Raw genomic sequence first — 25,191 nt, forward strand, 5'->3', positions numbered from 1 at the left:
TTAATTACTCATGTAGTTGGTTAACCAAGTTGTATGTGATTTAATTAAATCGTCAATTGATACTTTTGTCTTATCATCAATAATTAGATCATTTTCATTTATAGTTCCAAGCTCATCAAAATGCACAGAGTTATCTTGAAGTATTTTAATAACATTTTTGAGATCATCTTTACTAATTTCTATAATATATCTACCCTGGTCTTCACCAAACAAGTATTCAAATTTATTAATTAAATGGTTGGGTTTTTTAAGAGTTGCTCCTTTTTTACCTTTAATGCACATCTTGGATAAAGCGGTAATAATACCACCTAGTGACACGTCATGAGCTGCTTTAATAATTTTTTTATCAATAAGCTTTAATAGTGTTTCGCCATTATTTCTTTCATTAAATAAATTAATTTCTGGAGGAGGGCCATTTTTTTCATTTAGAACATCTCTTGCAAATAAACTTTGATCCAAGTGTCCTTCAGTTTTTCCTATAACTAAAAGAATATTATCAGTCTCCTTAAGGTCCATCGTAACCATATTTTTATAATCTTTAATTAATCCAACACCACCAATTGATGGAGTTGGTTTAATTCCAATATCTTTAGTTTGATTGTAAAAAGAAACATTTCCAGAAACAACAGGAAAATCTAGGTAAGAACTAGCTTCACCTAAACCCTGAACACACTCCACAAATTCACCCATATTTTCTTGGTTCTCAGGACTTCCAAAATTTAAACAGTTCGTGATTGCAATTGGTTTTGCTCCTACAGAAATTAAATTTCTCCAACTTTCACAAACAATTTGTTTTCCACCACTTAAAGGGTGCGCCCAGCAATATACTGCAGAAGAATCTACAGAAGCTGCAACTGCTTTATCGGTCCCGTGAATTCTAACAACCCCAGCATCTCCTCCAGGTTTTTGAATAGTGTCACCCATAACTGTATGGTCGTATTGTTGCCAAATCCATTCTTTACTACATATATTGGGATTAGATAAAATCTTGTGTAAAATATTGACTACTTTTAAATTTTTAAATTGTTGTTTTTCAATTTTGATTTTTTTTGGAAGCTTCGATTTTTTCCATTTTCGATCATACATCGGTGAATTTTCAACCAGTGTATTAACAGGAATATCTGCTACTTTTTCTTTATCAAAATAAAGTTCAATTTTTTTATTTTTTGTTGTTTTACCAATTACCGCAAAGTCTAAATTCCATTTATCAAATATTTTTTGAGCCATTTCTTCTTTGCCCTTTTCTAAAACAATAAGCATTCGTTCTTGGCTTTCAGAAAGCATAATTTCGTAAGGGGTCATACTTGCTTCTCTACAAGGAACTTTATTTAAGTTTATTTCAATTCCCAAGTTTCCTTTTGAAGCCATCTCAATACTTGAAGAAGTTAATCCTGCGGCACCCATATCTTGAATTGCAATAATCGAGTCTCCTGCCATTAACTCTAAACAAGCTTCTAATAATAGTTTTTCAGTAAAGGGATCTCCAACTTGAACAGTTGGTTTTTTTTCTTCAATTTTATCATCAAAAGAAGCAGATGCCATACTAGCACCGTGAATTCCATCTCTTCCAGTCTTAGACCCAACGTAAATCACAGGCTTTCCTAATCCCGCAGCTTTTGAATAAAATATTTTATTTTTTTTAACCAATCCTAATGTCATGGCATTAACCAAAATATTACCATTGTAAGACTCGTCAAAACTAGTTTGACCAGCAATTGTTGGAACCCCCATGCAATTACCATAACCACCAATTCCATGAACAACTCCACGTAATAAATTTTTAGTCTTTTTATGCTGAGGTGAGCCAAAATGAATTGAGTTTAAGTTGGCAATAGGTCTTGCACCCATTGTAAAAATATCTCTCATAATACCACCCACACCTGTTGCAGCACCCTGGTAAGGCTCAATAAACGATGGGTGATTGTGGCTTTCAATTTTAAATACTATTGCATCATCATCACCAATATCAATAACTCCTGCATTTTCTCCTGGTCCTTGAATGACATCCTTTCCTTTAGTGGGCAGATTTTTTAAATGAAATCTTGATGATTTATAAGAGCAATGTTCATTCCACATCGCTGAGAAAATACCCAGTTCAGTAATATTGGGAACTCGTTTTAGCAATTCACAGATTTTTTCATACTCATCTTTATTTAATCCATGATCAATTGCAAGTTGCTCGTTAACTATCATTATCTTAAATTGTTAATTAGGTTTTTAAAAAATATTGAACCATCTTCACCCGATAGAGCAGGGTCAATCATTCGCTCAGGATGAGGCATCATTCCAATAACATTTTTATGCTTATTAAATATACCAGCAATATTTTGTAATGAACCGTTAGGGTTAAATTTTTCATCTATGTTTCCATCTTCATCTGAATAAAATAAAGCTATTTGATTATTATCATTAATTTCTTTAATTTGGTCATTAGAGCAAAAGTAATTTCCCTCATTGTGAGCTATGTGAAATTCATAAATATCTTTTTTAATATCTTTAAAATATGAATTGTCTTTATTGTTAACTTTCACAAAAACATTTTTACATATAAATTCTAGATATTTATTTCTAAGCAGAACCCCTGGTAATAAACCTGCTTCTACTAAAATTTGAAAGCCATTACAGATACCCATGACCTTACCACCCCCTTGTGCAAAGTTAAGTACAGATTTCATAATCTTAGATTTTGAAGCCATACTTCCGCATCTAAGATAATCTCCATAAGAAAAGCCACCAGGTAATACAACTAAGTCACTTTTTGGGAGTTCCAGGTCATCATGCCATACCATTTTATTTTTAAAACCAAATTTCTTTAAGGCAACAGCCATATCTCTATCACAATTAGATCCAGGAAAAGTTATTACTGATGAGTTCATTATTTATTATTGTGTCTCAATAATTTTATAATTTTCTATTACCAAATTAGCTAAAAGTTTCTTACACATTTCTTCCACTTTTTCTTGTGCTTTTTTTTTGTCATTTTCTTTTGTAAAAATTTCAAAATATTTTCCCTGTCTTACTTCATTGATATTATCAAAACCCATGCCATCTAATGTTTGGTGAATAACTTTACCCTGTGGGTCTAGCACGTCTTTTTTAAGAGTAATAATTACTGATACTTTCATATTTATTTTCTTTTTTTTACTGATCGTAGTTTTGTAACATTGACTGCACTTACATTTGAATTTTCATGAAGGATTCCTAGTCTTTTAGCAACCTCTGTATAAGCTGGTATTAGATCTCCTAAGTCTTTTCTAAATCGATCTTTATCAAGCTTCTTATCAGTAACCGAGTCCCACAATCTACATGTATCAGGACTTATTTCGTCAGCTAAAATAACTTCAGACTTTCCATTTACCTTAAGTCTCCCAAATTCTAGTTTAAAATCTATTAACTTAATTCCTACACCTCTAAACATACCAATCATAAAATCATTAATTCTTAAAATAATTTTTTTAACTTTTTCTAACTCTTGTTTAGTTGCCCAATCAAAAGCTAAAATATGCTCTTCTGCTATTAGTGGATCTCCTAATTTATCATCTTTTAGGCAATACTCTAATAATGGTTCTTTTAAGACTGTACCATCTTCAATACCAAGTCTTTTCGTTATAGAGCCTGTTGCAACATTTCTTATAATGAATTCGATTGGAATAATTTCGACAAATTTAATAATTTGTTCTCGCATGTTTAATCTTTTTACTAAATGGTTTTTAATCCCAATTTGCCCCAAGTTTGTAAGAATGTGTTCGGATATCCTATTGTTCAAAACACCCTTACCTTCAATTTTTGATTTTTTTAAATTATTAAAAGCAGTCGCATCATCTTTAAAATATTGAATAACTAGATTTTTATCAGTTGTTGAGTAGATAATTTTTGCTTTTCCTTCGTATAATTTTTTGCCTTTTTTCATTATTTAAAAACTCTTCTAAAAATTAAATCTACATTTTTAAAGTGAGATGAATAATTAAATATTGCTTTTAATTTTTTAGGGGAAATTTTAGTCATAATAAATTTATCTTTATTTATAACATCAAATAAATTTAAATTTTCAGCAAAGCATTTTTTTGCATAATTTTGTACCATTTTATAAGATTGCTCTCTACTTAAGCCAGATTTTGTTAACTCCAGCATTACCTCTTGAGAAAAAATTAGACCTTTAGTTAAGTTTAAATTTTCAATCATTTTTTTTGGATATACAATCATCTTGTCTAAAATATTTCCAAGCCTTGCTAAAGCAAAATCTAAAGTTATATTTGCATCAGGCCCAATATTTCTTTCAACACTTGAGTGCGAAATATCTCTTTCATGCCATAGTGCGATATTTTCTAGGGCAGGAATTACGGCGCTTCGAACCATTCTTGAAAGCCCTGTTAAATTTTCACTTAAAATTGGATTTTTTTTGTGAGGCATTGCTGACGAACCTTTTTGATCTTTTGAAAAAAATTCTTGAACTTCATAAACTTCAGTTCTTTGTAAATGCCTAATTTCAATTGCAACTCTCTCAACAGAGCCTGCAATAATTCCAAGAACAGAAAAATAAAAAGCATGACGGTCTCTTGGTATAACTTGAGTTGATATAGGTTCAATTTTTAAACCTAGTTTTTTTGCAACATGTTTTTCAACATTGGGACTAATGTTTGCAAATGTGCCAACTGCACCAGAAATTGCACAGGTTGAAATTTCATTAATTGCATCAACTAATCTTTTTCTGTTTCTTTTAAATTCTTCATAGAATGAAGCAAGTTTTAAGCCAAATGTAATAGGCTCTGCATGAATACCGTGACTTCTTCCCATACATGGTGTGTACTTATATTTTTTTGATTGTTTCTTTAAAACCTTAAGAATTTGATCGATATCATTAAGTAAAATTTTACCAGATTGAACTAATTGAATATTTAAGCTCGTATCAAGCACATCAGAAGAAGTCATTCCTTGATGAAGATATCTTGCTTTAATACCTGCTTTTTCAGTAACTGAGGTTAAAAATGCTATTACATCATGCTTAACTTTAGACTCGATTTGGTGAATTCTTTTGACATTAATTTTGGCTTTTTTTCTAACAGCTGAGGCTACACCTTTTGGGATTTGACCCATTTTTTCCATCGCTTCAGCTGCTGCAATCTCTACATCAAGCCAAATCTGGTATTTATTTTGTTCTGACCATATGTCAGTAAGTTGTTTTCTGGAGTATCTTTCAATCATTAATTATAAATAAGGAGGCTTGGAATAACCTTTAACAGATTCTGTAAAGATTTCATAACCATTTTCAGTAATTCCTAAGGTATGTTCAAATTGTGCTGATAAAGATTTATCTTTTGTAACTGCAGTCCAGCCATCTTTTAGCATTTTTACATCCCATTCCCCCACGTTTATCATGGGCTCGATTGTAAAAGTCATACCAGGTCTAAGTTCCATACCAGTATTTTTCCTACCATAATGTAAAACATTCGGAGGCTCATGAAATGTAGTGCTTATCCCATGCCCACAAAAATCTCTTACAACTGAATAACCTTTTTTTTCCACAAAGGATTGTATTTCATGTCCAATATCACCAAGCCTTAATCCTGGTTTTAATAATTTTATAGCTCTCATCATAGATTCGTAAGTAGTATCAATTAGATTGTTGACTTTAACAGGGGTCTTACCAATACAAAACATTCTACTGGTATCACCATAATGTTCATCAATTATTGCGGTAACATCAACATTAAGCGCATCACCTTCATTTAGAACTCTATCAGATGGTATACCGTGGCAGACAACGTGATTTAAAGAAGTGCACAAAGATTTTTTAAAACCTCTGTAAAATAGTGGAGCTGAGTAGGCACCACTATCTCTTATAAATTCATAGCCTAATTTATCTATAAATTCTGTAGTAACTCCTGGCCTAATATTATCCGTAAGCATATCAAGTGTTTGGGCAGCTAATTTTCCTGCCACTCTCATTTTTTCAAATTTTTCTGTATAATCAGGCATTAATAATCTTAATTTTTTTTTCTATTTTAATTTCTTTTGAACTTATTTTGCATCGATAAGCTAAAAAAATAACTCCAGCTTTTTTTGCGAGTAAATAATTTTCATAATATTCTTTATCAATATCTGCAGCTATTTTAAAGCTTTCAACACCTTGTATTTGAATTAAGAATAATAAATAAGATTTATAGCCCTTTTTAATAGCCTTAATAAGAGTTTTTAAATGTTTGGAGCCTCTAGTAGTTACCGCATCTGGAAATTCTGCAATTTTTTCATTTCTAAATAATGTAACATTTTTAACCTCAACAAATATTTTTTGTTTATTTTTTTCAACTAAAAAATCAAACCTTGTTTCTTTGTCAAAAAAAACTTCAGGTTTAATGCTGTCGTTATTTGACACTTCTTTAACAAGATTATTAGACAGTCCATGATAAGCAATTTTATTTGCAAAATGTGTATTAACACCCACTAAATTTTTCTTAACTTTGATGATTTCCAATGTATATTTAAGCTTTCTTTTAGGGTCATCATTTTTAGAAATAAAAACTTCATTCCCCTCTTTCAACAGGCCTTTCATTGATCCAGTATTTGGGCAGTGGGCAGTTACAATTTCTTTATCTAATTTAACGTCAGAAAAAAACCTTTTATATCTTTTTATAAATTTGCCTTTAATTAAAGTTTTGGTAAATTTCATATTTAAATTGTATATTTAAATATGACAAAAAACACAAAAGTTAATGCCGCAATATTAATTATTGGGAACGAAATTCTTTCAGGAAGAACTCAAGATACAAATACTAGCTCAATAGCTCTTTGGTTAAATTCAATTGGTGTTAAGGTTAATGAAGTAAGGGTTATACCAGATATCGAAGATACAATTATTGACACTGTTAATAATTTAAGAAAAGCTAATGATTATGTGTTTACAACTGGTGGCATAGGCCCGACACACGATGATATTACTGCAAAATCTATCTCAAAAGCATTTAATCTTGAATATGAAATTCACAAAGAAGCTTTTAAAATATTAGAAGCTTATTACGATGTAGGTGAGTTTAATGAAGGACGACAAAAAATGGTATGGATGCCACGCAATGCTAATTTAATTTTAAACCCAACGAGTGGAGCACCAGGATTTAATGTTGAAAATATTTTTTGTTTACCTGGAGTTCCTTCAATTTTAAAATCAATGTTAGGTGGATTGAAAGATAAGATAGTAGGGGGAGATCCAATACTAAGCCACACTATAAGTTTAAAAACAGTTGAAAGTGTAATTGCAAGTTCTTTAACTAACGTTCAAAATAATAATAAAGATGTAGAAATTGGCAGTTACCCATTTTTTCAAGCAGGTAAATTAGGTGTATCAATAGTGATACGATCTGAAGACCAACTTAAGATTAACAAGTGTAGTTTTGAAATATTAGAGTTTATAAATCAAAAAAAAATAGAAGTAGTTGTTAGATAGTTAAATGCTTTATTTCGCTTACGGTAGTAATCTCAACTATTTTCAAATGAAAAAAAGATGTAAAGACAGCATTTTTTTAAAGAAAATTAATTTAAACAATTTTAAGTTAACTTTCAGAAGCAAGTATAGAGCAGCTGACATAGAGTCTAAAAAAAACTCAATAGTACCAGGAGCGTTATTTGAAATATCGAAAATTGATGAAAAAAAATTAGATGTTTATGAAGATTATCCAACGCTATACAAAAAATATTATTTTACTTATTATGGCAAAAAAGTAATGACTTATACAATGGTAAAAAAAAGTATCTTTATGTTCCCGACAAAAAAATATCTGAGTATTGTTAATCAAGGATATAAAGATTGTAATTTGGACCAAAAGTTTCTTAAGCAAGCATTAAAAAACTCATGACAATTGCTATTCAACATCTTTTTATTTTTATACAAATTTCAATTATATGTTTATTTTTATCACAATGTGGTTTTTTACTTAAAAAATTTATATTTTTAGAGCATGACAATATAAATTTAGAAGAAAATGGTCTTTTTGGTTTTATATTTATCGGGTTTATAAGTTTAACAATTAATTTTTTTTATCCATTAAATATAATAATAAATAATACTATTTTTGTTATTATATTTATTTTATCTTTTGTATTTAATTATTTTGATCAAAATAAGATTAAGTTATTAAAAAAAGTATTTTATGTTTCTTTTTTTTGTTTTATTTTATTCATTTATTCAAATGTAAACACTCCTGATGCATTACTTTACCATCTTCCTTATTCTAAAATAATTAATGAAGAAAAAATAATTATAGGACTGGTTAATATACATTTTCGATTTGGTCATATTTCGATATTTCAATATATCTCTAGTTTTTTTAATAATTCATTATTAAAAGAAAATGGGGTTCTTATACCAATAGGGTTACTTGCTTCTTATTTTTTTATATATTGCTACAAATTATTTAAGAGTGACTTTAAAATAAACTCATTAAGGTTAAAATCTTATTATACATTTTTAATATTAATTTTTTCGTTATATTCTTTTAATAGATACAGTGGCTATGGAAATGATGCGCAGACTCACATTTTTTATTTTTTGGGAATATTATATCTTATAGATTTTTATATAAAAAAAAAAGATCTTATAATTTTTAAGAAATTTTCATTAATTTTTTTATTTACTTTTTTAACAAAGCCATTTTATCTAATTACTCTGATTATACCATTTACTGTTTTCTTTTTAATTAAAAAAAATTTTATTATTTTTAGATCAAGCTTTTTTACGTTTACTCTAATTTTTACATTACTTTGGATAATAAAAGGTTTTTTAATAACCGGGTGTTTAATTTACCCAATACAAAAAACATGTTTTAAAAATGTTATTTGGTTTGATAATAATATTCAAAAAGTATCTGCAGAGGGTGAGGCGTGGGCTAAAGCATGGCCCCATAATTTGAATAAAAGTTTAAACCAGAGCGAATACAGTAAAAATTTTAACTGGTTATCTACTTGGTTTAAAACACATTTTTTAATAATTATAGAAAAATTATTTCCAGTTATAATATTTCTTATTTTAAATTTTTTATTTTTTTATTTTACTCGATGTTTAAAAAAAAATTATCAAAATCATGATAATAAATTTCATTTATTGATTTTCTATACAAGCCTTGCATTTCTGACTTTGTGGTTCTTAAATTTTCCACTATATAGATTTGGTATATCTTTCATTTATACTTTTATAATATTTTCCATATACTTTATTTTTATTAGAAATATTGATTTAATAAAAATTAAGAAATACTATAATTTTTTTATTTTTTTCATTATAACATTAGCCTGTTTAATTCTTGTTAAAAATGTTGACAGAATTTTTAATGCTAATGCCAAGGCAATCTCTCCCTCCATGTATGATCCTCTTGATAAAGGAAAGTATTTAAAAATTTTTAACAAAGATAAAGTTTTTACATATTATAATAAAGATGAAGCATGCGGATATTCAGCGCCACCTTGCAGCAATATGAAAATTGACCTTATAAAAGAAATTTTTTTAGGATATACAATTTACTATACTTATTAAGTTTGAATTGTAACTCTTGTTAAATTATAGATGCTTATGAAGATTATCCAACACTAAATAAAAAATATTATTTAACTCATGAATTCTTTGATAAATCCTACAATTCAACCATTATTACAAACTCTAATAACTTTTATTTTATGTTCAGGAATTTTAAACATAGGTAGATTAATCAATAAAAATTTTTTTAAAAACTATAACTATTATTTTTTTGATTTATCTATTGCTACTATTTTTTTATCACAAATAATCTTTATTTTTTTTGTCTTTGGTTTTTTTAAGGAAATTATTATTATCTCATCATATATATTAATTTTTTTTGGAATAATAAATGTTGATATTTTTAAAAAGATAAAAATATTATTTAAATCATTTATTAAAAAGAAAATTGATATTTTTAAAATACTCATTTTAGTTATTTTGCTATGTTTCTTAATAATATCAATAGGCCCCCCATCGATGGCAGATGCTTTAGATTATCACTTCGGTGTACCATTATACTTGCTAAATTACTTAAAATTACCAAATCAAGATATTTGGCTGCATGGATCTTTGTTTGGAAATGGTGAATTATTTAACGCAATTGGATTATACTTAAATTCAGATAATTTTTTCACATTCTTTCAATTTTTAGCTTTAGTACTCTTTTTTGAGTTTTTGAAAAATAAAGAGAAAGATAATTCGAAATTAAATTTTTTATTTTTTTTTATAATTAGCTCACCTGTAATATTATTTTTAATTTCTGGACCTAAACCATTATTATTTCCTCAACTTCTTACAACAGCTGCACTTTATATTTTTATTAAAGAAAAAAAATTCAAGATTGAAAATATTCTTTTAATTGGGATTTTATTAATGGGATCTGCACAATATAAATTATCGTTTATATTATCATGCACTGTATTGGGACTATTAGTATTAGCTCAAACTTTTAAAAATGATAAAAAAGCTACTTCTTACTTGTTTTTATTATTAATATTATTTTTTTTACCAAAAAGTATCTATAATTTTAATCAGGTTTCTGAATTTGGTTTAATAAATATTTTCACAACCTTGCCAGACAATTTTTTAAATAATTTAAGTAATTTTAGAGATAACGATTTTTTTTATCCATTTAATTTATTTATTCCAAATTCTTTTGGGAGCATAACAACAATTCTTGGTTTTCAATTATTATTGTTAATATTCATAAAAAAAATCACAAAAGAATTTAAGTTGATTTTGATAATTACATTTTTAACTATTGCTTTGCATTTTATTTTTGGTCAGCAAACAGCAAAAATATACTTTGAATTTTTATTATGGATCGGTATTGGTTTTTATTTTTTAAATAAGAAATATTTTAATTATAAGTTTTTTACTTATTTTTTAATCCCTCAATTTATTTTAGTAATAATTGTATCCTTTTATTTTGCAACTGTAAGTTTTGTGACTTTAATTAGTTTAGATAAAAGGGATAAATTTATGAAAAAAAATTCTTTTGAATATGAAGCAATTAAATGGTCAAATAATCAAATTTCGTCTAATGATGTAATAATCTCAGAGCTAAGATCTAATGTGTTTTTTGCTAATGAGGTAATTCCTTTAGAAAGCTCTGAAAACATCTTAAGATTTCTGAAAACAAAAGAATATGTTGAGTACTTAAAACAAAAAAACCCAAAGTTTATTGTTTCTTATAAAAATAACTTTAATGATCATTTTTTAGCAGAATGCATTGGAAGTGTGTATAAAACTTCTGATATCTTTGAAAAAAGTTCAAGAAATCCATTTAATACAGGTGAAAAGTATAAAATTTATATTTATCATTTTAATTCTGATAAATTGAATTATTGTACAAATTTTAAATAAATATTTTTATATGAAACTGAGTGTAATTATTCCATGTTATAATGAAGAAAAAACAATTATTGAAATTATTAATATTGTAAAAAAACAAATAAATAAAAATGATGAAATAATTGTAATTGATGATTTTTCACTTGATAATAGCAGAAAGATTTTAAAGGAAGATTTGAATGATAAAATTGATCGTTTAATACTCAATGAGAAAAACTTTGGAAAGGGTTATTCAATAAGAAGGGGTATTAAGGAAGCCACTGGTGAAATTATATTAATTCAGGATGCTGATTTAGAATATGATCCAAGTGATTACGATAAATTACTCAGGCCCATAATGAGTGGTGTTGCTGATGTTGTTTATGGTTCACGATTTGTTGGATCTGAAGAAAAAAGAGTTATGTATTTTTGGCACATGATTGGAAATAAAATTTTAACTTTGTTATCCAATATGCTTACTAATTTAAATCTCACAGATATGGAGGTTTGCTATAAAGCGTTCAGAAGTGATGTGATTAAGAATATTAATTTAAGAGAAAATCGTTTTGGTTTTGAGCCTGAAATAACTGCCAAGATTTCAAAAAAAAAACTACGTATTTATGAAGTTGGTGTAAAATATTATGGAAGAACATATCTTGATGGAAAAAAAATTACTTGGCGTGATGGTTTTAGCGCACTACGATGTATCTTTTATTATAATTTATTCAAAAAATCCTAAATTAAATAAAGATGCAAATAAAATATAGACCAGAGATTGATGGTTTAAGAGCAATATCTGTAGTTGCGGTAATTATTTACCATGCCCGTTTAAATTTTAATGGTTTCGATATACTACAAGGTGGTTTTATTGGTGTAGATATTTTCTTTGTAATTTCTGGATATTTAATCGGATTAATTATCTTAAAAGAACTTATGGATACCAATACTTTTTCTTTTATGACCTTTTATGAAAGAAGAGCAAGAAGAATACTTCCGGCACTTTTCTTTGTTTTAATAGTTAGTATGATTTTTGCATGGATTTATCTCATGCCTAGTTCTTTATATGAATTTTCTACATCATTAATATCTTCATTAGGTTTTGTTTCAAATATATTTTTTCATTACAGTGGATTGGTGTATGGAGCTGAGAGTAGTTTTTATAAACCTTTATTACACACTTGGTCATTATCAGTTGAAGAACAATTTTATATATTTTTTCCTTTTTTTTTAATTATTTGTTTTAGATTTTTTAAAAATTATATTTTAAGTGTAATCTTTATATTTATTTTGATAAGTTTTTTTTTAGCTGATTGGGGAAGTAAAAATTATGCATCTGCTTCATTTTATTTTATTCATACACGTTTATGGGAATTATTAGCAGGAGCTTTTTTAGCTAAATTAGAGGTAAAATTTGGAAGAGATAAAAAAAAAAGTTGGACAAAAATTTTACCAACTTTTGGAATTATTTTAATTATTATTTCTTTTATTTTATTTAACGATAAAATGCGCCATCCATCCATTTACACATTAGCCCCAATTATTGGAGTAATGTTAATTATTTGGTATTCAGATAGAAATGAAATATTGACCAAAATTATATCTACTAAGATTTTTGTTGGCATAGGTCTAATTTCTTATCCACTTTATTTGTGGCATTATCCTATTTTTTCTTTTGTTTTAATATATGGAGGTGGAGTCAATAAAATTTTAATTGTTATTTCGGTTATTTTTTTTTCATTGATAACATATTTTTTTATTGAAAATTTATATAGAAAAAAAGCTAGCACAAAATTTTTTTTAATATCATTAATTATTTCATTAAGTTTAATATTAACTTTTAATATTAGTTATTTGATGTCAAATAAGTTATTAAAAGAAAAAAAGTTGTCAAATTTTAGATTAAATCAAAATTATAGTTGGGATAACAAGGTATACTCAAAAGAAAGAATTAAATACTTGAATGAATTTAAAATAAGAAATTTTAGTAAATCTAAAAATAAGAAAAATATACTAATCATAGGTAATTCACACGGAGAAGATCTTTATATAACATTAAAAACTAATGAAAATATTTTTGATAATATTGAAATTGGTCTTTATACAACTGAATTATGGTGTCTTAAAGATCTTTTAAAGTCAAATAAGTGCCTAACGTCAAAAAAACTTAATGATGAAAATAAAAAAATACACAAAAATATTTCAAATGATAATAAAGAACTTATAAATAATTCAGATGTTATTATACTTAGTACTTATTGGGCAAAAGAAGATTTAAATGCTTTAGAGGAGTTGATTAAAATATTAAAAACTTTTAATAAAAAAATTATCATAACATCAAATTCACCAGTTTTTCAAAATGATATTTTTTTGGGTCAAAATTTTACTTTAATTGATTATTTCACATATAAGAATAAACGTTTACCATCTGAAATTGAATTAATGGAGATTGAAAAAAACTTTTATAAAAAACAACGTGAACATATAAAAAAAATTAACAATAAATTAGAAATTATTGCAAATAGATTAAATATTATTTATCTAGAAAAAAAATTATATGCTTGTTTTGAGATTAAAAAAAGATGTGAAGTATTAACTGATAAAAAAGAAAAAATTTATTATGACGGATCACATTATACTGTAAATGGAGCAAGGTATTTTGGTAAAAAAATTAACGAGATAAATTGGCTAAATGAAATCAACTAATAAAAAAAAAATTCTTATTTACACCACAAATGACAGCATATTTACGTTGCCTGTTGTGTATAAGATTTGCAAATATCTCAAAAATAAAAAAATTGATATCTATAGTGTGGAGCCAAAATTAACCAGAGGCATAAAAGTCTTAACTATTTTTTTTTTATTTGGATCATTATTTAAACTACTAAGATTGATAAATAAGAGTGTGAAACTTGAAAAAATTTTAAACTTACCAAATATTAAATTAGTAAAAAAATTAGATAATAAATATCTTTATGGTTTAAGTTTAAATTTTCCAAAAAAAATAATGATAAAAAATTTTAATATATATAATTTTCATTGTGGTAACTTTATAAATCAAAGAGGAAGTTTTATTTTTTTTTATAAATTTTTGTATGATTGGAAAAATCTAGATCTAACTTTTCATAAAATAAACTCTAGTTTTGACAGTGGTTATGTTGTTAACAAAAAAAGAATGAAAATTTCAAAAAAAGATGCTGTAGATATTTGCCGTTTATATTTGGATAATTATAGTTTTATTATAAATAGCTTAAATAAAATAAATAAAAGAAATAAAATTAAACCTTTTTTAGGAAAATTGAATAAAGAACCCAGTTATTTCTTGATCTTAAAAGCTTATTTATGCAATTTTTTAAAAAAAAATATTTCCTAAAAAATTAATATAATTTTTATATCCTACTGCAGAGAAACCATTGAATGTTGCTGATAAGATTATAAATATGAATATTAAAAGCTTATTTGTTGGTAAATAATCTTTAAAAGAAAAGATTAAAAATGGTAAAATCATAATTGAATATCTTGGAAATTCATGAAATATCCAAGGCGAATTATATGTAAATATTAAAAAAATTTGCAATGACGTAAAAATAAAAATAACCTTGTAAATATCATCCTTAAAATATTCTTTAAACCTTTTTAACATAATTAAATAACCCGATACTGTTAATATAATATAAAAAAAATTTTTAATAATGTTTGTTATTGGAAGCGGAAGTCCATTTGTACTGTTTGGTCCAACTATTTCTTTCAACATAGCCACGAAAGGAAATTCTAAAAATGATTCTTGGCCTTTTATTAAAGCATCATTGTCTTTATATCCTTCAAAAATTAGGCCTGGTCCATAAACTATATATGAGATCATTAAATAAATAGAAAACATTAAAATTGAAATTATAAAGAATTCAAAAAAAGTTTTTTTTTTTTTTTTAAAAAATAAAATAATTCCAATAGAAATTGGTAATGCAATAGCCCAAGGCTTAATAAAATAAACAAATGAAGCAGTTATAAATGATGATTTTTTTAAATTGTATCTATACAAAAACAAACTAAGTAATATAAAAAAAATTGCTGATATTTCACTGCCACCCATTAAAGATATTAATGTAAATTCATAACCTAAAATGATAAAAAAAACAGAGACTATAGGACTAAAAATTTTAGCAATAATTAATATTGAGAAGTAAGCAAATATAATATTCAATAAAACCATCAAAATCACAGGATCAATTGTGGTGATAAAATTTATCACAAAAATGAGTATTGATATGCCAAAAGGATGATAAACAAATATTGAAAATTCCCAATTCAAGAAATTATTTGCTAATTGTAAATAATTTTCATTATCACCATACTTGCTTACAGCCAAATAATAAGAGTTCAAATCTCTATAAAAAAAAATTATCAAACTTAAGCTTATAATATAACTTAATATAAAATAGATAGTTAAATTTTTATTTTTCATTTTAAAATCGAGTTTTAAAAAATTTTTCAATATGATTGCAGGTTTTAATTATTTGAACTTTATTAATTTTATCATGAGATGGAAGGCATAATAATTCATTTTCAAATTGAGTTGAAGTATTATTTTTATAGAGATTTTTATTTGTTAATAATTCTTCACAATTTTTATAATAATAAAATCTAGTTTCTATTCCTTTTTTAAAAAGATATTTTGATAACGCATTCTTTTCTTTACAAATAATAGGAAATTCTAAAAAATTTTGAAAATTAAAATCTTCAATTTTTAATAAATTAATATTCTTATTTTTAGATAATATTTTATAATAATTTTGGTTATTTTTTTTTCTAATTAATCTTTCAATGTTTAATTTTTTTTCATTTTTAATATGCAGATAAATCATATTTATACTTAAGCCATTTATTTTTGAATAGTAAACAGATGGAATGTGTTTTTTTTTATAAAAGTATTCAGCTGGGTATAATTTTTTAAGAAAAAAATCTATATTTTTAAAGTGAGATACTTTTATTATATAGAAAAATAAAAAATTATAAATAAATTTTGAAAGAAGAGATTTTAACAAAAGAAAAAGAAAAATTTGTTTTGAATAAATTAAGAAAGAAAAGCTATTGAATTTTTTAATTCTATTTTCCACAAATCTATTAATTTCTCTAGAATTTGTTAAAACAGCCCCACCATATAATGCTGAAACATTTTTCATTATTCCAAAACTTAAGATTGAAACATCACCAAAACTACCAGCAAATTTTTTTCCATTTTTCGTTCTTTTATAATTCCCATAGTAAATTGCATTGTCTTCAATGAGTAAAATTTTTTTTTTTTTCGTAATATTTCTTATTTTTATTAGATCACTATAACTACTAAAAATATTTGTTATTAATATTGCTGATGTCTTATTATTTATTTTTTTTAAAATTTTTTTTATATCTAAAGAGCCATCTTTTCTGTTAATATCAACAAGTATTATCTTAAATTTTAGTATTCTTGGTATATCGACCATTTCTTTTAAATTATAAGAACAAATTATAATTTCATTCTTTTTGGCATCTTTAAATTTAAGATATTCTAGGATTATAAGAAAGCCCACTCTGCACATACTTGTTAAATGAATGTATTTTTTTTTAAAAGTATTTTGAAACTTTTTAGATATAAAATTTTTACTTTTTTCTTTATTTAGAAAAAAGGATAAAATAAGTATTTTAACTGGAAGGTATAATTTTATTCTTGAAATTTTGTTTATAATCATCGGGAAATATTTTTCGCTATTCTTATAGCGTTTAAAATAGTTATTAAAGTATAACCTAATGGTGGTATGTAATTGAGATAAGTTCCGTCAATTACATGTAAATTTTTGAAATTATTTAATTCATTTAAATCATTAAAATACTCTTTCAAAGGAAAAGAGCCACCAACATGATTATCGCTGCCATGCAAAAGCTCTTTTGATATAAATGGTATCTTAAAAATTTTAATATTATTTAGTGTGCTTTTTTTAAAAATTTTTTTATTATTTTTAACTTTATTCGCTGTTATTGAGTAATTTTGATTTTTTCGTACAATTTCAATACTGGAGTAATCGCTACTCAGATAACTATATACACCATAAAGGTTTGGTTTTAAGTAATCAATTATTGGATTTAAGAAATTATTTTTTATTTTTAGATACTGTAAAAAAAAATTGTTATTAAGGCCATTCAAAGGAAAGATATGCGATGAAAATTCTTTAAATTTTTTATTACTTACAGAAAAGATTGCATTTAAACTGGTATCCTTGTGACGATTTGTTGTAAAAAAAACTTCTCTATAAAGTGGTGTAGATAATAATTTTGCATTGTTCTTCTTTAATAAATCCATTAAAAGTCGTGCTGTTGAGATTGAGCCTGATGCTAGTACTAAGCATTTAGTGCTAAAAAATAATTCATTGTTATTTTTATCTTTAATTAATAAATCGTATTTATCATTCTTTTTGATAATTTTATCAACAAACCCATCAATAAAATTAATTTTTTTATTATCAATTAGTTTTTGAATTTTTTCCTTAACATTAAATGGCTTTCCATTAGTTGAAAGTAATCTTTTATTATAATTTATGTTAAAATGATCTCTATTTAATAAGTTTTCAAAAAAAGGTTTTCTTTCGGGTTCGCTAATTTTTAAATCTTCATCAGTTATATATTTTAAATAATCATATAAATTAAATTTATGTAAATTATTTTTTTTTAACTCTTCATTGGTAAATTCATAGATCGTACCACCCCATACATTTGATAAGCCACCTATACTCAAACCACTCTGTGTATTGAAATTATTGTATGTGAGGCAATTCAATTCTTTAAATTTATCAATATTATCATCAAAATTTTCTACTAAAATTTTTGGTGAGCTTAGATTATTAAATTTTCTATTACTATTTTCATTATACTTATTTAAACCATCAATTGAAAAATCAATTAAATTAATCTTAATATCTTTATTAACTAAATTTTTTATAAAGAAATAAGCATTAATTCCTGAGCCAACTATAGTTATTGATTTTTCTGTCATCTAAATTATTATTTTAGAAATAATTCGTTCAAGTAATTTAAAACCCCTATTATCAATGAACCAATCATATAAGGAATAATAAAGGTAGTTATTATTAAATTAAACTTAAATAAGCTCATATCAAAATAAATAAATTTTTTCAAATACCAATAATCTATCATTGGATAAAAAAAAATTATAAATAAAAATAATAATGTTAATGAAATAAGAAAAAAGGTATCTGATTTTATTTTTAAAAATGAATTAAATATAAAATTATCTGTTTTTTTTTCATTATATTTTTGAGAAATAATCCTAAAACTTTGTAATGATGAAATTATTAAAAAAATTCCAATCCAACTAAATAATGTAAAGTATATTGATGATAAAAAAGATAACTTTGTATTAAAAAAAGTAAGAGAAAAATTTGTTGAAATTATCATAATCATAAAAGTTAAATTTAGTAATATAAAAAAAAGGCCTGGTAAAAACATGGATCTTATTGGTGACAATGCGATAATAAACTTTAAATGTCTCCAACCATCAGGCCATGTTCTTAAGTGAGGTTTTGTATTTATTCTTTTATCTTCATGTAATGTAACGGGTGTTTGAAAAGTCTTAAATTTTTTGATTGAAGCGTACGCAACCATTTCTGTTGCAAACTCCATTCCATTACAAAATAATCTTTTATTATAATTTTTATATTTTTCTTTGTTAATTCCCCTTAAACCACAGTGAAAATCATTAATTTTATTTTTAAAAAAGAATCTTCCTAAAAAAGACAATACTGGATTTCCTAAATATTTATGAAGAATCGGCATTGCATTTTTATTAATTTTACCAGCAAATCTATCACCTATAACAAAAGCATAGCCTGAGGTTAGTTTTTTATAAAACACCTCTATTTGACTAAAATCGTATGATCCATCAGCATCTCCAAATATAACAATTTTACTTCTTGATTTATTTATTCCATTTTTTAAAGCTGCACCATAACCTTTTGTTTTTGTATGTATAACTCTACAACCATGTTTTTTTGCGATTGATATTGAGTTGTCAGTACTTCCATTATCTGAAATTAAAACTTCACCTTTTAATTTATTTTTATCTATGAACTGTTTTGCTTTTTTAATTGAATAAGGAAGGCTTGTTTCCTCATTAAGACAAGGCATTAATATTGTGACATCTAAATTGCTCATTTTCATAATGTAATATATCAATATAGTTAAAATGATAAATAAAACAAATAATAAGAAATTTAATAAAATTTACTTATTACTCTTGTTCAATTATAAATATTAACATAAACAATCATGAAATTCATTAATGCCCTCGTGGTGAAATTGGTAGACACAACGGACTTAAAATCCGTGCCTTTTTGGAGTGCCAGTTCGAGTCTGGCCGAGGGCACCATTAGATGAGAAGCAAAGTGTATTTAGTTTTTGATAGAACGAAAGCTTCTTTAAAGATTAAATCAATCCTAGTTAAAAAAGTTAACATTACAACTTTAAGAAAATCTAACATTATAATTGTGTTAGGTGGTGATGGTTTCATGCTTCAAACTTTAAAAAAATTACATAAGTTTAAAAAACCTTTTTATGGAATTAATTCTGGAAACTATGGTTTTTTGATGAATAAGTTCTCTAATGAAAATATTATTAAAAATTTAAATATCTCTAATAGTATAAAGATTTATCCTTTGCAAATGACCGTTACCAATAAAAATAATCAAACAAAAAAATCGATAGCTATTAATGAGGTTTCTATTTTGAGACAAAGCAAGCAGGCATCATCAATTTCTATTACAGCTAATAAGAAAAATATTATTAAAAATCTTATTTCTGATGGCGTACTAGTTTCAACCCCAGCAGGAAGTACAGCCTATAATTTATCAGCACATGGTCCAATTCTAAATTTAGATTCGAGAAAACTGGCAGTTACACCCATTAGCCCTTTTAGACCCAGAAGATGGAAGGGCACAATAGTTAGTGATAAGTCTAAAATTTTGATAAAAAATTTAGATACCAATAAAAGACCAATTAGTGCTGTTGCAGATAATTTTGAAGTTAGAAATGCAAAGACAATTAAAATTCAAGCTAATAAGAAAATTAGTTTTGAATTATTGTATGATAAAAACAATAGCCTTCATAAAAAAATAAAAATTGAGCAAACAAGAAAAGAAACTTCAAATAACTAAGTGATGGTGGCTCTGTACAGAGTCGAGCCACAGGCCTATTGATTACAAAATAACCAGTAGAATTAATCTTTTAAACAATTTTGCATGATTGTTATTATGCCATTTCAAGCTAGCATTTAATAATTAATATAAAATAATTTTTTTTTTGATTTCATCAATAAACGCAGTGTTATCTCTATAAGATCTAAAATCCTTGGACATAATTTTATGCAGCCTAACTAGTCCAGTAACCCTCAACTCATTTGATAAATTATCTCCAGAGGCATGCATTGTATCCAAATATATCGCAGATAGATCACATTGTTTTAAAGTTTGTAAGGAAGTTTTGTAAGAAATTATTTTTTTTGGTGAAATAGAATATTGTTGTGCTGAAGAGAAATCTTTTCTAATAGTTTTGGCATCAATATAACCACTTTTGTGACTTCTTGTTGCAACTTTCAAGGCGCCATTATTAATATCGATATTATTTAAACCTATAGAAATAACCAATCCATTAGTCCCTGATTTATTTTGATGATAATAAGAATGATCTTGATGCCAATTATAAAGGTTTCTATTATCATGAGGTGGATCTAATCTTAACATAGTTCCAGAAACACCAATTGGACTATTTTTTTTTTCACCCAATAATATCCTTCCAATTTCTAAAACTTTTTCTGAATGTAGTATTTTATATGTTGAGTGACATATTTGAGCATCATCATAAATTGAAGAAAAGGCAGACTTATTATTTTTTCTTAGTTTTATTAAATTTTCATTTAATTTTTTTTTATTATATTTTTTTAATTTTTTTTTTGAATATTTATTATAAAGATAAAAGAGAGATTTAAATATATCTTCTACATCATTTTTTTTTGATATATTTTTAAATGTGATAAAACCTTCTTTTTTAAAATAATTGTAAGTAGATGGTAAATCTTTTTCTTTATAAAAAAATCTTTTCATAATTGAATCTAGTATTTATGAAACATGTAATAGTTCATGCCAATACCAGCGTTACCTTTGAATAAAACTTTAGTAGTTTTAAGAAAATCTCTTAATTTTTTTATATTTTTTGTTTTTAAAATTTCTAACAATTTAACTAATTCCATTTGGAAATTAGAATAATTCAACTTAGTATCATTAGTGCTATCTAAAAAAGATAAACTTTTTTTTTTACTCATTTTATCAATCTTTCTACTTAGTGAAGTTATTGATGGTAATTTCTTATCTCCGATATTATTAATTAACATTGTTAAATCATTAAATATTTGAACATCTTTATATGTTTTTTTTTCAATAAATTTTAATTTTTTAGCATCATCCGCATTATGTATCATAGAAAAGATATCATTTATGGATAAGACATTCTTATAATCATCAATATCGTAATTAAAATTTTGAGCAGAATTATTTAAAAAAGTTGGTATAATTGGTGGCCATGAAGAGTATAATTTTAATTTATTCTTTTTTGCTAAATTTAGTAATGCTTTTGTTGTTGGATGATGATCTTTAGGATTTATAAAATTATCGTAAATTATTGAATCTAAAGTTCTCCTTCCATATTTTTGAGCTCTTCTCAAAAAATATGGAAAAAGATATTTAACAAGATTATAAGAGTTTTGTTCATTGTTATCAGAAAGAAAATAAATGATATATCTTTGTAGATTTCTTTGAAACATTCCTGCAGCATTACCTATACCCAACATCATGAAACCATTCTTTTTTAAAAATTTAGCCTTTACATTGAAAGCTTGTTCATAATTTGTATGATGGATCACTCCTATTGAGCTAACAAAATCATATTTTTTTTTTGATTTAAAAGTAAAAATTGATTTATTTATGATTTTAAAATTTTTTGTTTTTGAAAATTTTTTAAAATATTTCTTGCATTTTTCTATGGATATAGGATTTAATTCTATAAGATCAGCTTTCATTTTCCATAGTAAATAATTTATAGAAAATTCTCCTGTCCCTGAACCAAATTCTAACATTGATTTATTTTCTAAATATCCCAAAGGAATTTTTAGGTAATTAAAAAAAAGATTTTTTAAAAAAGCTTTGTTTTTTTTGAAATTTATTCTCTCTTTTGATTTGGGGTAAAACGAAGGACTAACTCTCTGATAAACAGCCTGTACTTTTTTTTCTATTTTGATAATTTTTTTCAACACTTTACTTTAACTCCTATTCTATATGATTTATTGCTAATGGTGCCCCCGCACGGAGTCGAACCGCGGACCTATTGATTACAAATCAACAAGCTAACTAAATTTCCTTTCATTAACTATTGATACTACTTACTTCTAGACTCGCGTCAAGATATTTGCACAAGAATAACTACAGAATAACTATACCTTGTTTTTTATTATGTTAGATTTTAACTTATTATGAAAAAATTAATATTTGCCCTAGTTGTAAATATTTTTGCAAATTTTAATTACGTTTCAGCTGAAACTATAACGATGCCGTCAAGTTTGACAGCTGATACCACTGCTTTTGTTTTATTATCTTCTTCAGGAACTACGCCAAGTATCAGTGGATATACAGCAACAGATTTATTAGCAACTATTGTTGCATCAGCTGGTACTTTAATTGTTACAACTACCACAGGTTTGGAGCAAGCTTCTGGGTATTGTGATTATACTGCAGATAATTCCAGTGAACCTACTAATTGCAAATTAGAAGCTAGTGATCATCCTGAAATAGGATTTATAGGAACTCAGGCTGAAATAAATGCTGCTCTAGCTACTTTATCTTTTAAAGGTGATGGATCTACTGGATCACCAACCGTTACACTTTCAATAACACCTGCTGGTAATAATTATAATTCAGCAAATGGTCATTATTATAAAATAGTTAACGATGATGAGATTTCTTTTGCAGATTCAATAGCAGCAGCTCAAGGATCTACATTTAATGGATTATCTGGTTATCTTGTTAGTATAACTTCACAAGCAGAAAATGATTTTTTAAATGCAAAAGTGAATCAAGATGCTTGGATTGGTGGTTCTGATAAGGCCTCATTAACTTCAAACTCTCATTCAGTAACTGAAGGAACTTGGGAATGGATATCAGGTCCTGACAATGGAAAAACTTTTTTTTGTCAAGTAGCAATTAGTGGTAAAGCCAATGCTGCAGATAGTGATTGTTCAGTAGCTATTGGTTACTCTTATAACAATTGGAAAAGTGCTGAACCCAACGATCACAGTAGTAATACAACAGGAGAAGAAGATTGTGCACACATGAGAAGTGATGGAGAGTGGAATGATTTTCCATGTAATTCGACAAGTGTAGATTATTACATTATTGAATATGGAGGAACTGCAGGTGAAACAGCTACAACTTCTGGATTAACAACGTTAACGATAAGCTCTCTAGAGGCAAGTGGAAGTACGCACCAAGCATTTAATGACAAACAATTATCTGGAATAGTGGAAGCTCAAACCGAGAGCATGAAAAGACATATGTTTAATTCGACTAATTCCATTATGAATCGAATGGAACAGTTCAGAAGAACTGGAGACAACAAAGGTTTACAATTAAATGATTTTAGATTGTCATTCATTGATGAAGGAGTAGATAATCATACTCATGCTAAACTAGCAAAATATTATCTACAAAAATATTCTAAAAAAGTTTCTAATAAAAGAGGATTTAATTTTACAGAGAGTAATATAGAAAAATTTATTACCGAACTACCACTTTCAAAATATATGAAACAAGAATTTGGTTTAAAACCTAAGAAGTGGGTTATGTGGAGTGCAGGTTCATTATCCAAAGGAAGCCTTAATTTAAATGTGGGTAAATTAGGTAGAAAAAATCAATCAAATGGATTTACACTTGGTGTAGATTTAGACTGGACTGATAATTTTTTATTAGGGTTTGCTTTAAGAGATGAAACTGAAGATGTAGAGGTTAGTACAAATGGAACTAAGTATAGATCTAATAATTCAACTTTATCATTTTATAACACTTGGAAAGCTAATGATGAAAACTATGTAGATGCTATATTAGGACTTGGACAAACAAAACAAGCAACTACCAGAATTGTTGATGTTGCAAATAAGACTAAAGTAACGGGTGAATTGAAAAGTAAACAAGCTTTTGGTGCAATTAAGTATAATTTAAAAAAAAATTATAAGTTAATTAATTTTAATAATTATTCTAAAGTAAATTTTGGTTATACTATGTTTGACTCTTATTCTGAAAATGGTGATAGTAATTTAAAATTAAAGTTTGATGATCGTGATCTAAAAAATTATTCTATTTCTATAGGATCTTTAATGGAGTCTAAAATAGATTTAAAAAATTCAAAATTTATCCCATATTTAAGACTTGAAATAACGGAAGATCTGACTGAAGCTTCTAGTTTAAAAGTAAATTATATCTCAAGCTCCTCAAACCAATATAGCAAAAGTATTAATAAAGATTTCTCATCTATTATTCGGGTAGAGACTGGATTTGATTGGAGTTTTAAAAATAGCTGGAATATATCATCTTCTATAGAAAGAATTGATAAAGATGGTTTGGGACATCAAAGCAACATAAAATTTAGTGCAAATAAATCTTTTTAGATAAAAAAACAATCTCACTTTATTTGTCACAAGTCACTTAAATGTAATTGTGTAGAAATAACTACAGAATAACTACAGAGAGTTCTACTTTCTTCCTTTGTATAGT

22 protein-coding genes and 1 tRNA gene are annotated in these 25,191 nt (G+C 25.9%); 10 read left to right on the forward strand and 13 right to left on the reverse strand.

The genetic code is table 11. The annotated features are described in order from the left end of the window. The 7 genes from purL to sfsA are packed head-to-tail and all read right to left on the reverse strand — an operon-like array spanning position 1 to position 6,667. Positions 1–2,193, reverse strand: a complete 2,193-nt coding sequence (gene purL / locus ABXT65_RS02295; protein ID WP_415323928.1) for a phosphoribosylformylglycinamidine synthase subunit PurL — start codon at positions 2,191–2,193, stop codon at positions 1–3. Next, positions 2,193–2,876, reverse strand: a complete 684-nt coding sequence (gene purQ, locus ABXT65_RS02300; protein ID WP_415323930.1) for a phosphoribosylformylglycinamidine synthase I — start codon at positions 2,874–2,876, stop codon at positions 2,193–2,195. The genes purL and purQ overlap by 1 nt, the downstream gene beginning before the upstream one ends. A 6-nt stretch (positions 2,877–2,882) precedes the next feature. Then, positions 2,883–3,125: a phosphoribosylformylglycinamidine synthase subunit PurS gene (gene purS, locus ABXT65_RS02305; protein ID WP_415323932.1), complete on the reverse strand. Its 243-nt coding sequence runs from the start codon at positions 3,123–3,125 to the stop codon at positions 2,883–2,885. Positions 3,126–3,127: 2 nt separating this feature from the next. Beyond that, entirely contained in the window at positions 3,128–3,910 is a 783-nt protein-coding gene (gene purC / locus ABXT65_RS02310) for a phosphoribosylaminoimidazolesuccinocarboxamide synthase (RefSeq protein WP_415323934.1), read from the reverse strand. Beyond that, a complete protein-coding gene (gene purB / locus ABXT65_RS02315; protein WP_415323935.1) occupies positions 3,910–5,202 on the reverse strand; it encodes an adenylosuccinate lyase in 1,293 nt (430 codons plus the stop codon). Before purB ends, purC begins: the two co-directional genes overlap by 1 nt. 3 nt (positions 5,203–5,205) lie before the next feature. Then, the gene (gene map, locus ABXT65_RS02320; RefSeq protein WP_415323937.1) at positions 5,206–5,976 is read right to left on the reverse strand and encodes a type I methionyl aminopeptidase; all 771 of its coding nucleotides are present in this window, start codon (positions 5,974–5,976) and stop codon (positions 5,206–5,208) included. Then, positions 5,969–6,667 carry a DNA/RNA nuclease SfsA gene (gene sfsA, locus ABXT65_RS02325; RefSeq protein ID WP_415323939.1) on the reverse strand — a complete coding sequence of 233 codons (699 nt, stop codon included), beginning with the start codon at positions 6,665–6,667 and terminating at the stop codon, positions 5,969–5,971. Before sfsA ends, map begins: the two co-directional genes overlap by 8 nt. A 21-nt stretch (positions 6,668–6,688) precedes the next feature. Here sfsA and ABXT65_RS02330 point away from each other — a divergent pair, with 21 nt between their 5' ends. The 7 genes from ABXT65_RS02330 (at position 6,689) to ABXT65_RS02360 (ending at position 14,705) form a co-directional block, all read left to right on the forward strand. Continuing rightward, the gene (locus ABXT65_RS02330) at positions 6,689–7,438 is read left to right on the forward strand and encodes a competence/damage-inducible protein A (protein WP_415323941.1); all 750 of its coding nucleotides are present in this window, start codon (positions 6,689–6,691) and stop codon (positions 7,436–7,438) included. A gap of 4 nt (positions 7,439–7,442) precedes the next feature. After that, entirely contained in the window at positions 7,443–7,847 is a 405-nt protein-coding gene (locus ABXT65_RS02335; RefSeq protein ID WP_415323942.1) for a gamma-glutamylcyclotransferase family protein, read from the forward strand. After that, entirely contained in the window at positions 7,844–9,520 is a 1,677-nt protein-coding gene (locus ABXT65_RS02340; protein ID WP_415323944.1) for an LIC_10190 family membrane protein, read from the forward strand. The genes ABXT65_RS02335 and ABXT65_RS02340 overlap by 4 nt, the downstream gene beginning before the upstream one ends. Before the next feature lie 78 nt (positions 9,521–9,598). After that, positions 9,599–11,368 carry a DUF1420 family protein gene (locus ABXT65_RS02345; protein ID WP_415323946.1) on the forward strand — a complete coding sequence of 590 codons (1,770 nt, stop codon included), beginning with the start codon at positions 9,599–9,601 and terminating at the stop codon, positions 11,366–11,368. Between the two features lie 10 nt (positions 11,369–11,378). Then, positions 11,379–12,074 carry a glycosyltransferase family 2 protein gene (locus ABXT65_RS02350; RefSeq protein ID WP_415323948.1) on the forward strand — a complete coding sequence of 232 codons (696 nt, stop codon included), beginning with the start codon at positions 11,379–11,381 and terminating at the stop codon, positions 12,072–12,074. An 11-nt stretch (positions 12,075–12,085) separates the two neighbouring features. Beyond that, the gene (locus tag ABXT65_RS02355; protein WP_415323949.1) at positions 12,086–14,038 is read left to right on the forward strand and encodes an acyltransferase family protein; all 1,953 of its coding nucleotides are present in this window, start codon (positions 12,086–12,088) and stop codon (positions 14,036–14,038) included. Next, the gene (locus ABXT65_RS02360; protein WP_415323951.1) at positions 14,025–14,705 is read left to right on the forward strand and encodes a hypothetical protein; all 681 of its coding nucleotides are present in this window, start codon (positions 14,025–14,027) and stop codon (positions 14,703–14,705) included. The genes ABXT65_RS02355 and ABXT65_RS02360 overlap by 14 nt, the downstream gene beginning before the upstream one ends. On the opposite strand, the gene ABXT65_RS02365 is transcribed toward ABXT65_RS02360, so the two are convergent. The 4 genes from ABXT65_RS02365 to ABXT65_RS02380 are packed head-to-tail and all read right to left on the reverse strand — an operon-like array spanning position 14,685 to position 19,534. Beyond that, positions 14,685–15,794, reverse strand: a complete 1,110-nt coding sequence (locus tag ABXT65_RS02365) for a hypothetical protein (RefSeq protein WP_415323953.1) — start codon at positions 15,792–15,794, stop codon at positions 14,685–14,687. The two genes, ABXT65_RS02360 and ABXT65_RS02365, sit on opposite strands and share 21 nt — an antisense overlap. Before the next feature lies 1 nt (position 15,795). Continuing rightward, positions 15,796–17,058 (reverse strand): DegT/DnrJ/EryC1/StrS family aminotransferase, encoded by a 1,263-nt coding sequence (locus ABXT65_RS02370; protein WP_415323955.1) that lies wholly within the window; start codon positions 17,056–17,058, stop codon positions 15,796–15,798. Next, the gene (locus ABXT65_RS02375) at positions 17,055–18,356 is read right to left on the reverse strand and encodes a hypothetical protein (protein WP_415323957.1); all 1,302 of its coding nucleotides are present in this window, start codon (positions 18,354–18,356) and stop codon (positions 17,055–17,057) included. The genes ABXT65_RS02370 and ABXT65_RS02375 overlap by 4 nt, the downstream gene beginning before the upstream one ends. Before the next feature lie 8 nt (positions 18,357–18,364). Continuing rightward, positions 18,365–19,534, reverse strand: coding sequence for a DPM/DPG synthase family glycosyltransferase (locus ABXT65_RS02380; protein ID WP_415323959.1), 1,170 nt, complete (start codon positions 19,532–19,534; stop codon positions 18,365–18,367). A 129-nt stretch (positions 19,535–19,663) separates the two neighbouring features. Here ABXT65_RS02380 and ABXT65_RS02385 point away from each other — a divergent pair. Together ABXT65_RS02385 and ABXT65_RS02390 are read left to right on the forward strand one after the other, a co-directional pair. Then, positions 19,664–19,748, forward strand: a tRNA-Leu gene (locus ABXT65_RS02385). A 4-nt stretch (positions 19,749–19,752) separates the two neighbouring features. After that, positions 19,753–20,532, forward strand: coding sequence for an NAD kinase (locus ABXT65_RS02390; protein WP_415323961.1), 780 nt, complete (start codon positions 19,753–19,755; stop codon positions 20,530–20,532). Positions 20,533–20,655: 123 nt separating this feature from the next. Here ABXT65_RS02390 and ABXT65_RS02395 read toward each other — a convergent pair whose 3' ends face one another. Together ABXT65_RS02395 and ABXT65_RS02400 are read right to left on the reverse strand one after the other, a co-directional pair. Continuing rightward, complete coding sequence (locus tag ABXT65_RS02395) at positions 20,656–21,477, reverse strand: phytanoyl-CoA dioxygenase family protein (protein WP_415323962.1); 822 nt, start codon at positions 21,475–21,477, stop codon at positions 20,656–20,658. Positions 21,478–21,485: 8 nt separating this feature from the next. Further along, positions 21,486–22,682 (reverse strand): methyltransferase domain-containing protein, encoded by a 1,197-nt coding sequence (locus ABXT65_RS02400; RefSeq protein WP_415323964.1) that lies wholly within the window; start codon positions 22,680–22,682, stop codon positions 21,486–21,488. 216 nt (positions 22,683–22,898) lie between these two features. On the opposite strand from ABXT65_RS02400, the gene ABXT65_RS02405 reads away from it, so the two are divergent. After that, positions 22,899–25,085 carry an autotransporter domain-containing protein gene (locus ABXT65_RS02405; RefSeq protein ID WP_415323966.1) on the forward strand — a complete coding sequence of 729 codons (2,187 nt, stop codon included), beginning with the start codon at positions 22,899–22,901 and terminating at the stop codon, positions 25,083–25,085. Positions 25,086–25,191 lie beyond the last annotated feature (106 nt).

Source organism: Candidatus Pelagibacter sp. Uisw_127 (assembly GCF_047722515.1).
In the GTDB taxonomy this organism is placed as follows: Bacteria; Pseudomonadota; Alphaproteobacteria; order Pelagibacterales; family Pelagibacteraceae; genus Pelagibacter.

Excerpts from the sequence above, each read along its gene's own strand:
- purL (WP_415323928.1), bottom strand. The coding sequence starts at position 2,193 with ATGATAGTTAACGAGCAACTTGCAATTGATCATGGATTAAATAAAGAT.
- purQ (WP_415323930.1), bottom strand. The coding sequence starts at position 2,876 with ATGAACTCATCAGTAATAACTTTTCCTGGATCTAATTGTGATAGAGAT.
- purS (WP_415323932.1), bottom strand. The coding sequence starts at position 3,125 with ATGAAAGTATCAGTAATTATTACTCTTAAAAAAGACGTGCTAGACCCA.
- purC (WP_415323934.1), bottom strand. The coding sequence starts at position 3,910 with ATGAAAAAAGGCAAAAAATTATACGAAGGAAAAGCAAAAATTATCTAC.
- purB (WP_415323935.1), bottom strand. The coding sequence starts at position 5,202 with ATGATTGAAAGATACTCCAGAAAACAACTTACTGACATATGGTCAGAA.
- map (WP_415323937.1), bottom strand. The coding sequence starts at position 5,976 with ATGCCTGATTATACAGAAAAATTTGAAAAAATGAGAGTGGCAGGAAAA.
- sfsA (WP_415323939.1), bottom strand. The coding sequence starts at position 6,667 with ATGAAATTTACCAAAACTTTAATTAAAGGCAAATTTATAAAAAGATAT.
- ABXT65_RS02330 (WP_415323941.1), top strand. The coding sequence starts at position 6,689 with ATGACAAAAAACACAAAAGTTAATGCCGCAATATTAATTATTGGGAAC.
- ABXT65_RS02335 (WP_415323942.1), top strand. The coding sequence starts at position 7,443 with ATGCTTTATTTCGCTTACGGTAGTAATCTCAACTATTTTCAAATGAAA.
- ABXT65_RS02340 (WP_415323944.1), top strand. The coding sequence starts at position 7,844 with ATGACAATTGCTATTCAACATCTTTTTATTTTTATACAAATTTCAATT.
- ABXT65_RS02345 (WP_415323946.1), top strand. The coding sequence starts at position 9,599 with ATGAATTCTTTGATAAATCCTACAATTCAACCATTATTACAAACTCTA.
- ABXT65_RS02350 (WP_415323948.1), top strand. The coding sequence starts at position 11,379 with ATGAAACTGAGTGTAATTATTCCATGTTATAATGAAGAAAAAACAATT.
- ABXT65_RS02355 (WP_415323949.1), top strand. The coding sequence starts at position 12,086 with ATGCAAATAAAATATAGACCAGAGATTGATGGTTTAAGAGCAATATCT.
- ABXT65_RS02360 (WP_415323951.1), top strand. The coding sequence starts at position 14,025 with ATGAAATCAACTAATAAAAAAAAAATTCTTATTTACACCACAAATGAC.
- ABXT65_RS02365 (WP_415323953.1), bottom strand. The coding sequence starts at position 15,794 with ATGAAAAATAAAAATTTAACTATCTATTTTATATTAAGTTATATTATA.
- ABXT65_RS02370 (WP_415323955.1), bottom strand. The coding sequence starts at position 17,058 with ATGATTATAAACAAAATTTCAAGAATAAAATTATACCTTCCAGTTAAA.
- ABXT65_RS02375 (WP_415323957.1), bottom strand. The coding sequence starts at position 18,356 with ATGACAGAAAAATCAATAACTATAGTTGGCTCAGGAATTAATGCTTAT.
- ABXT65_RS02380 (WP_415323959.1), bottom strand. The coding sequence starts at position 19,534 with ATGAGCAATTTAGATGTCACAATATTAATGCCTTGTCTTAATGAGGAA.
- ABXT65_RS02390 (WP_415323961.1), top strand. The coding sequence starts at position 19,753 with ATGAGAAGCAAAGTGTATTTAGTTTTTGATAGAACGAAAGCTTCTTTA.
- ABXT65_RS02395 (WP_415323962.1), bottom strand. The coding sequence starts at position 21,477 with ATGAAAAGATTTTTTTATAAAGAAAAAGATTTACCATCTACTTACAAT.
- ABXT65_RS02405 (WP_415323966.1), top strand. The coding sequence starts at position 22,899 with ATGAAAAAATTAATATTTGCCCTAGTTGTAAATATTTTTGCAAATTTT.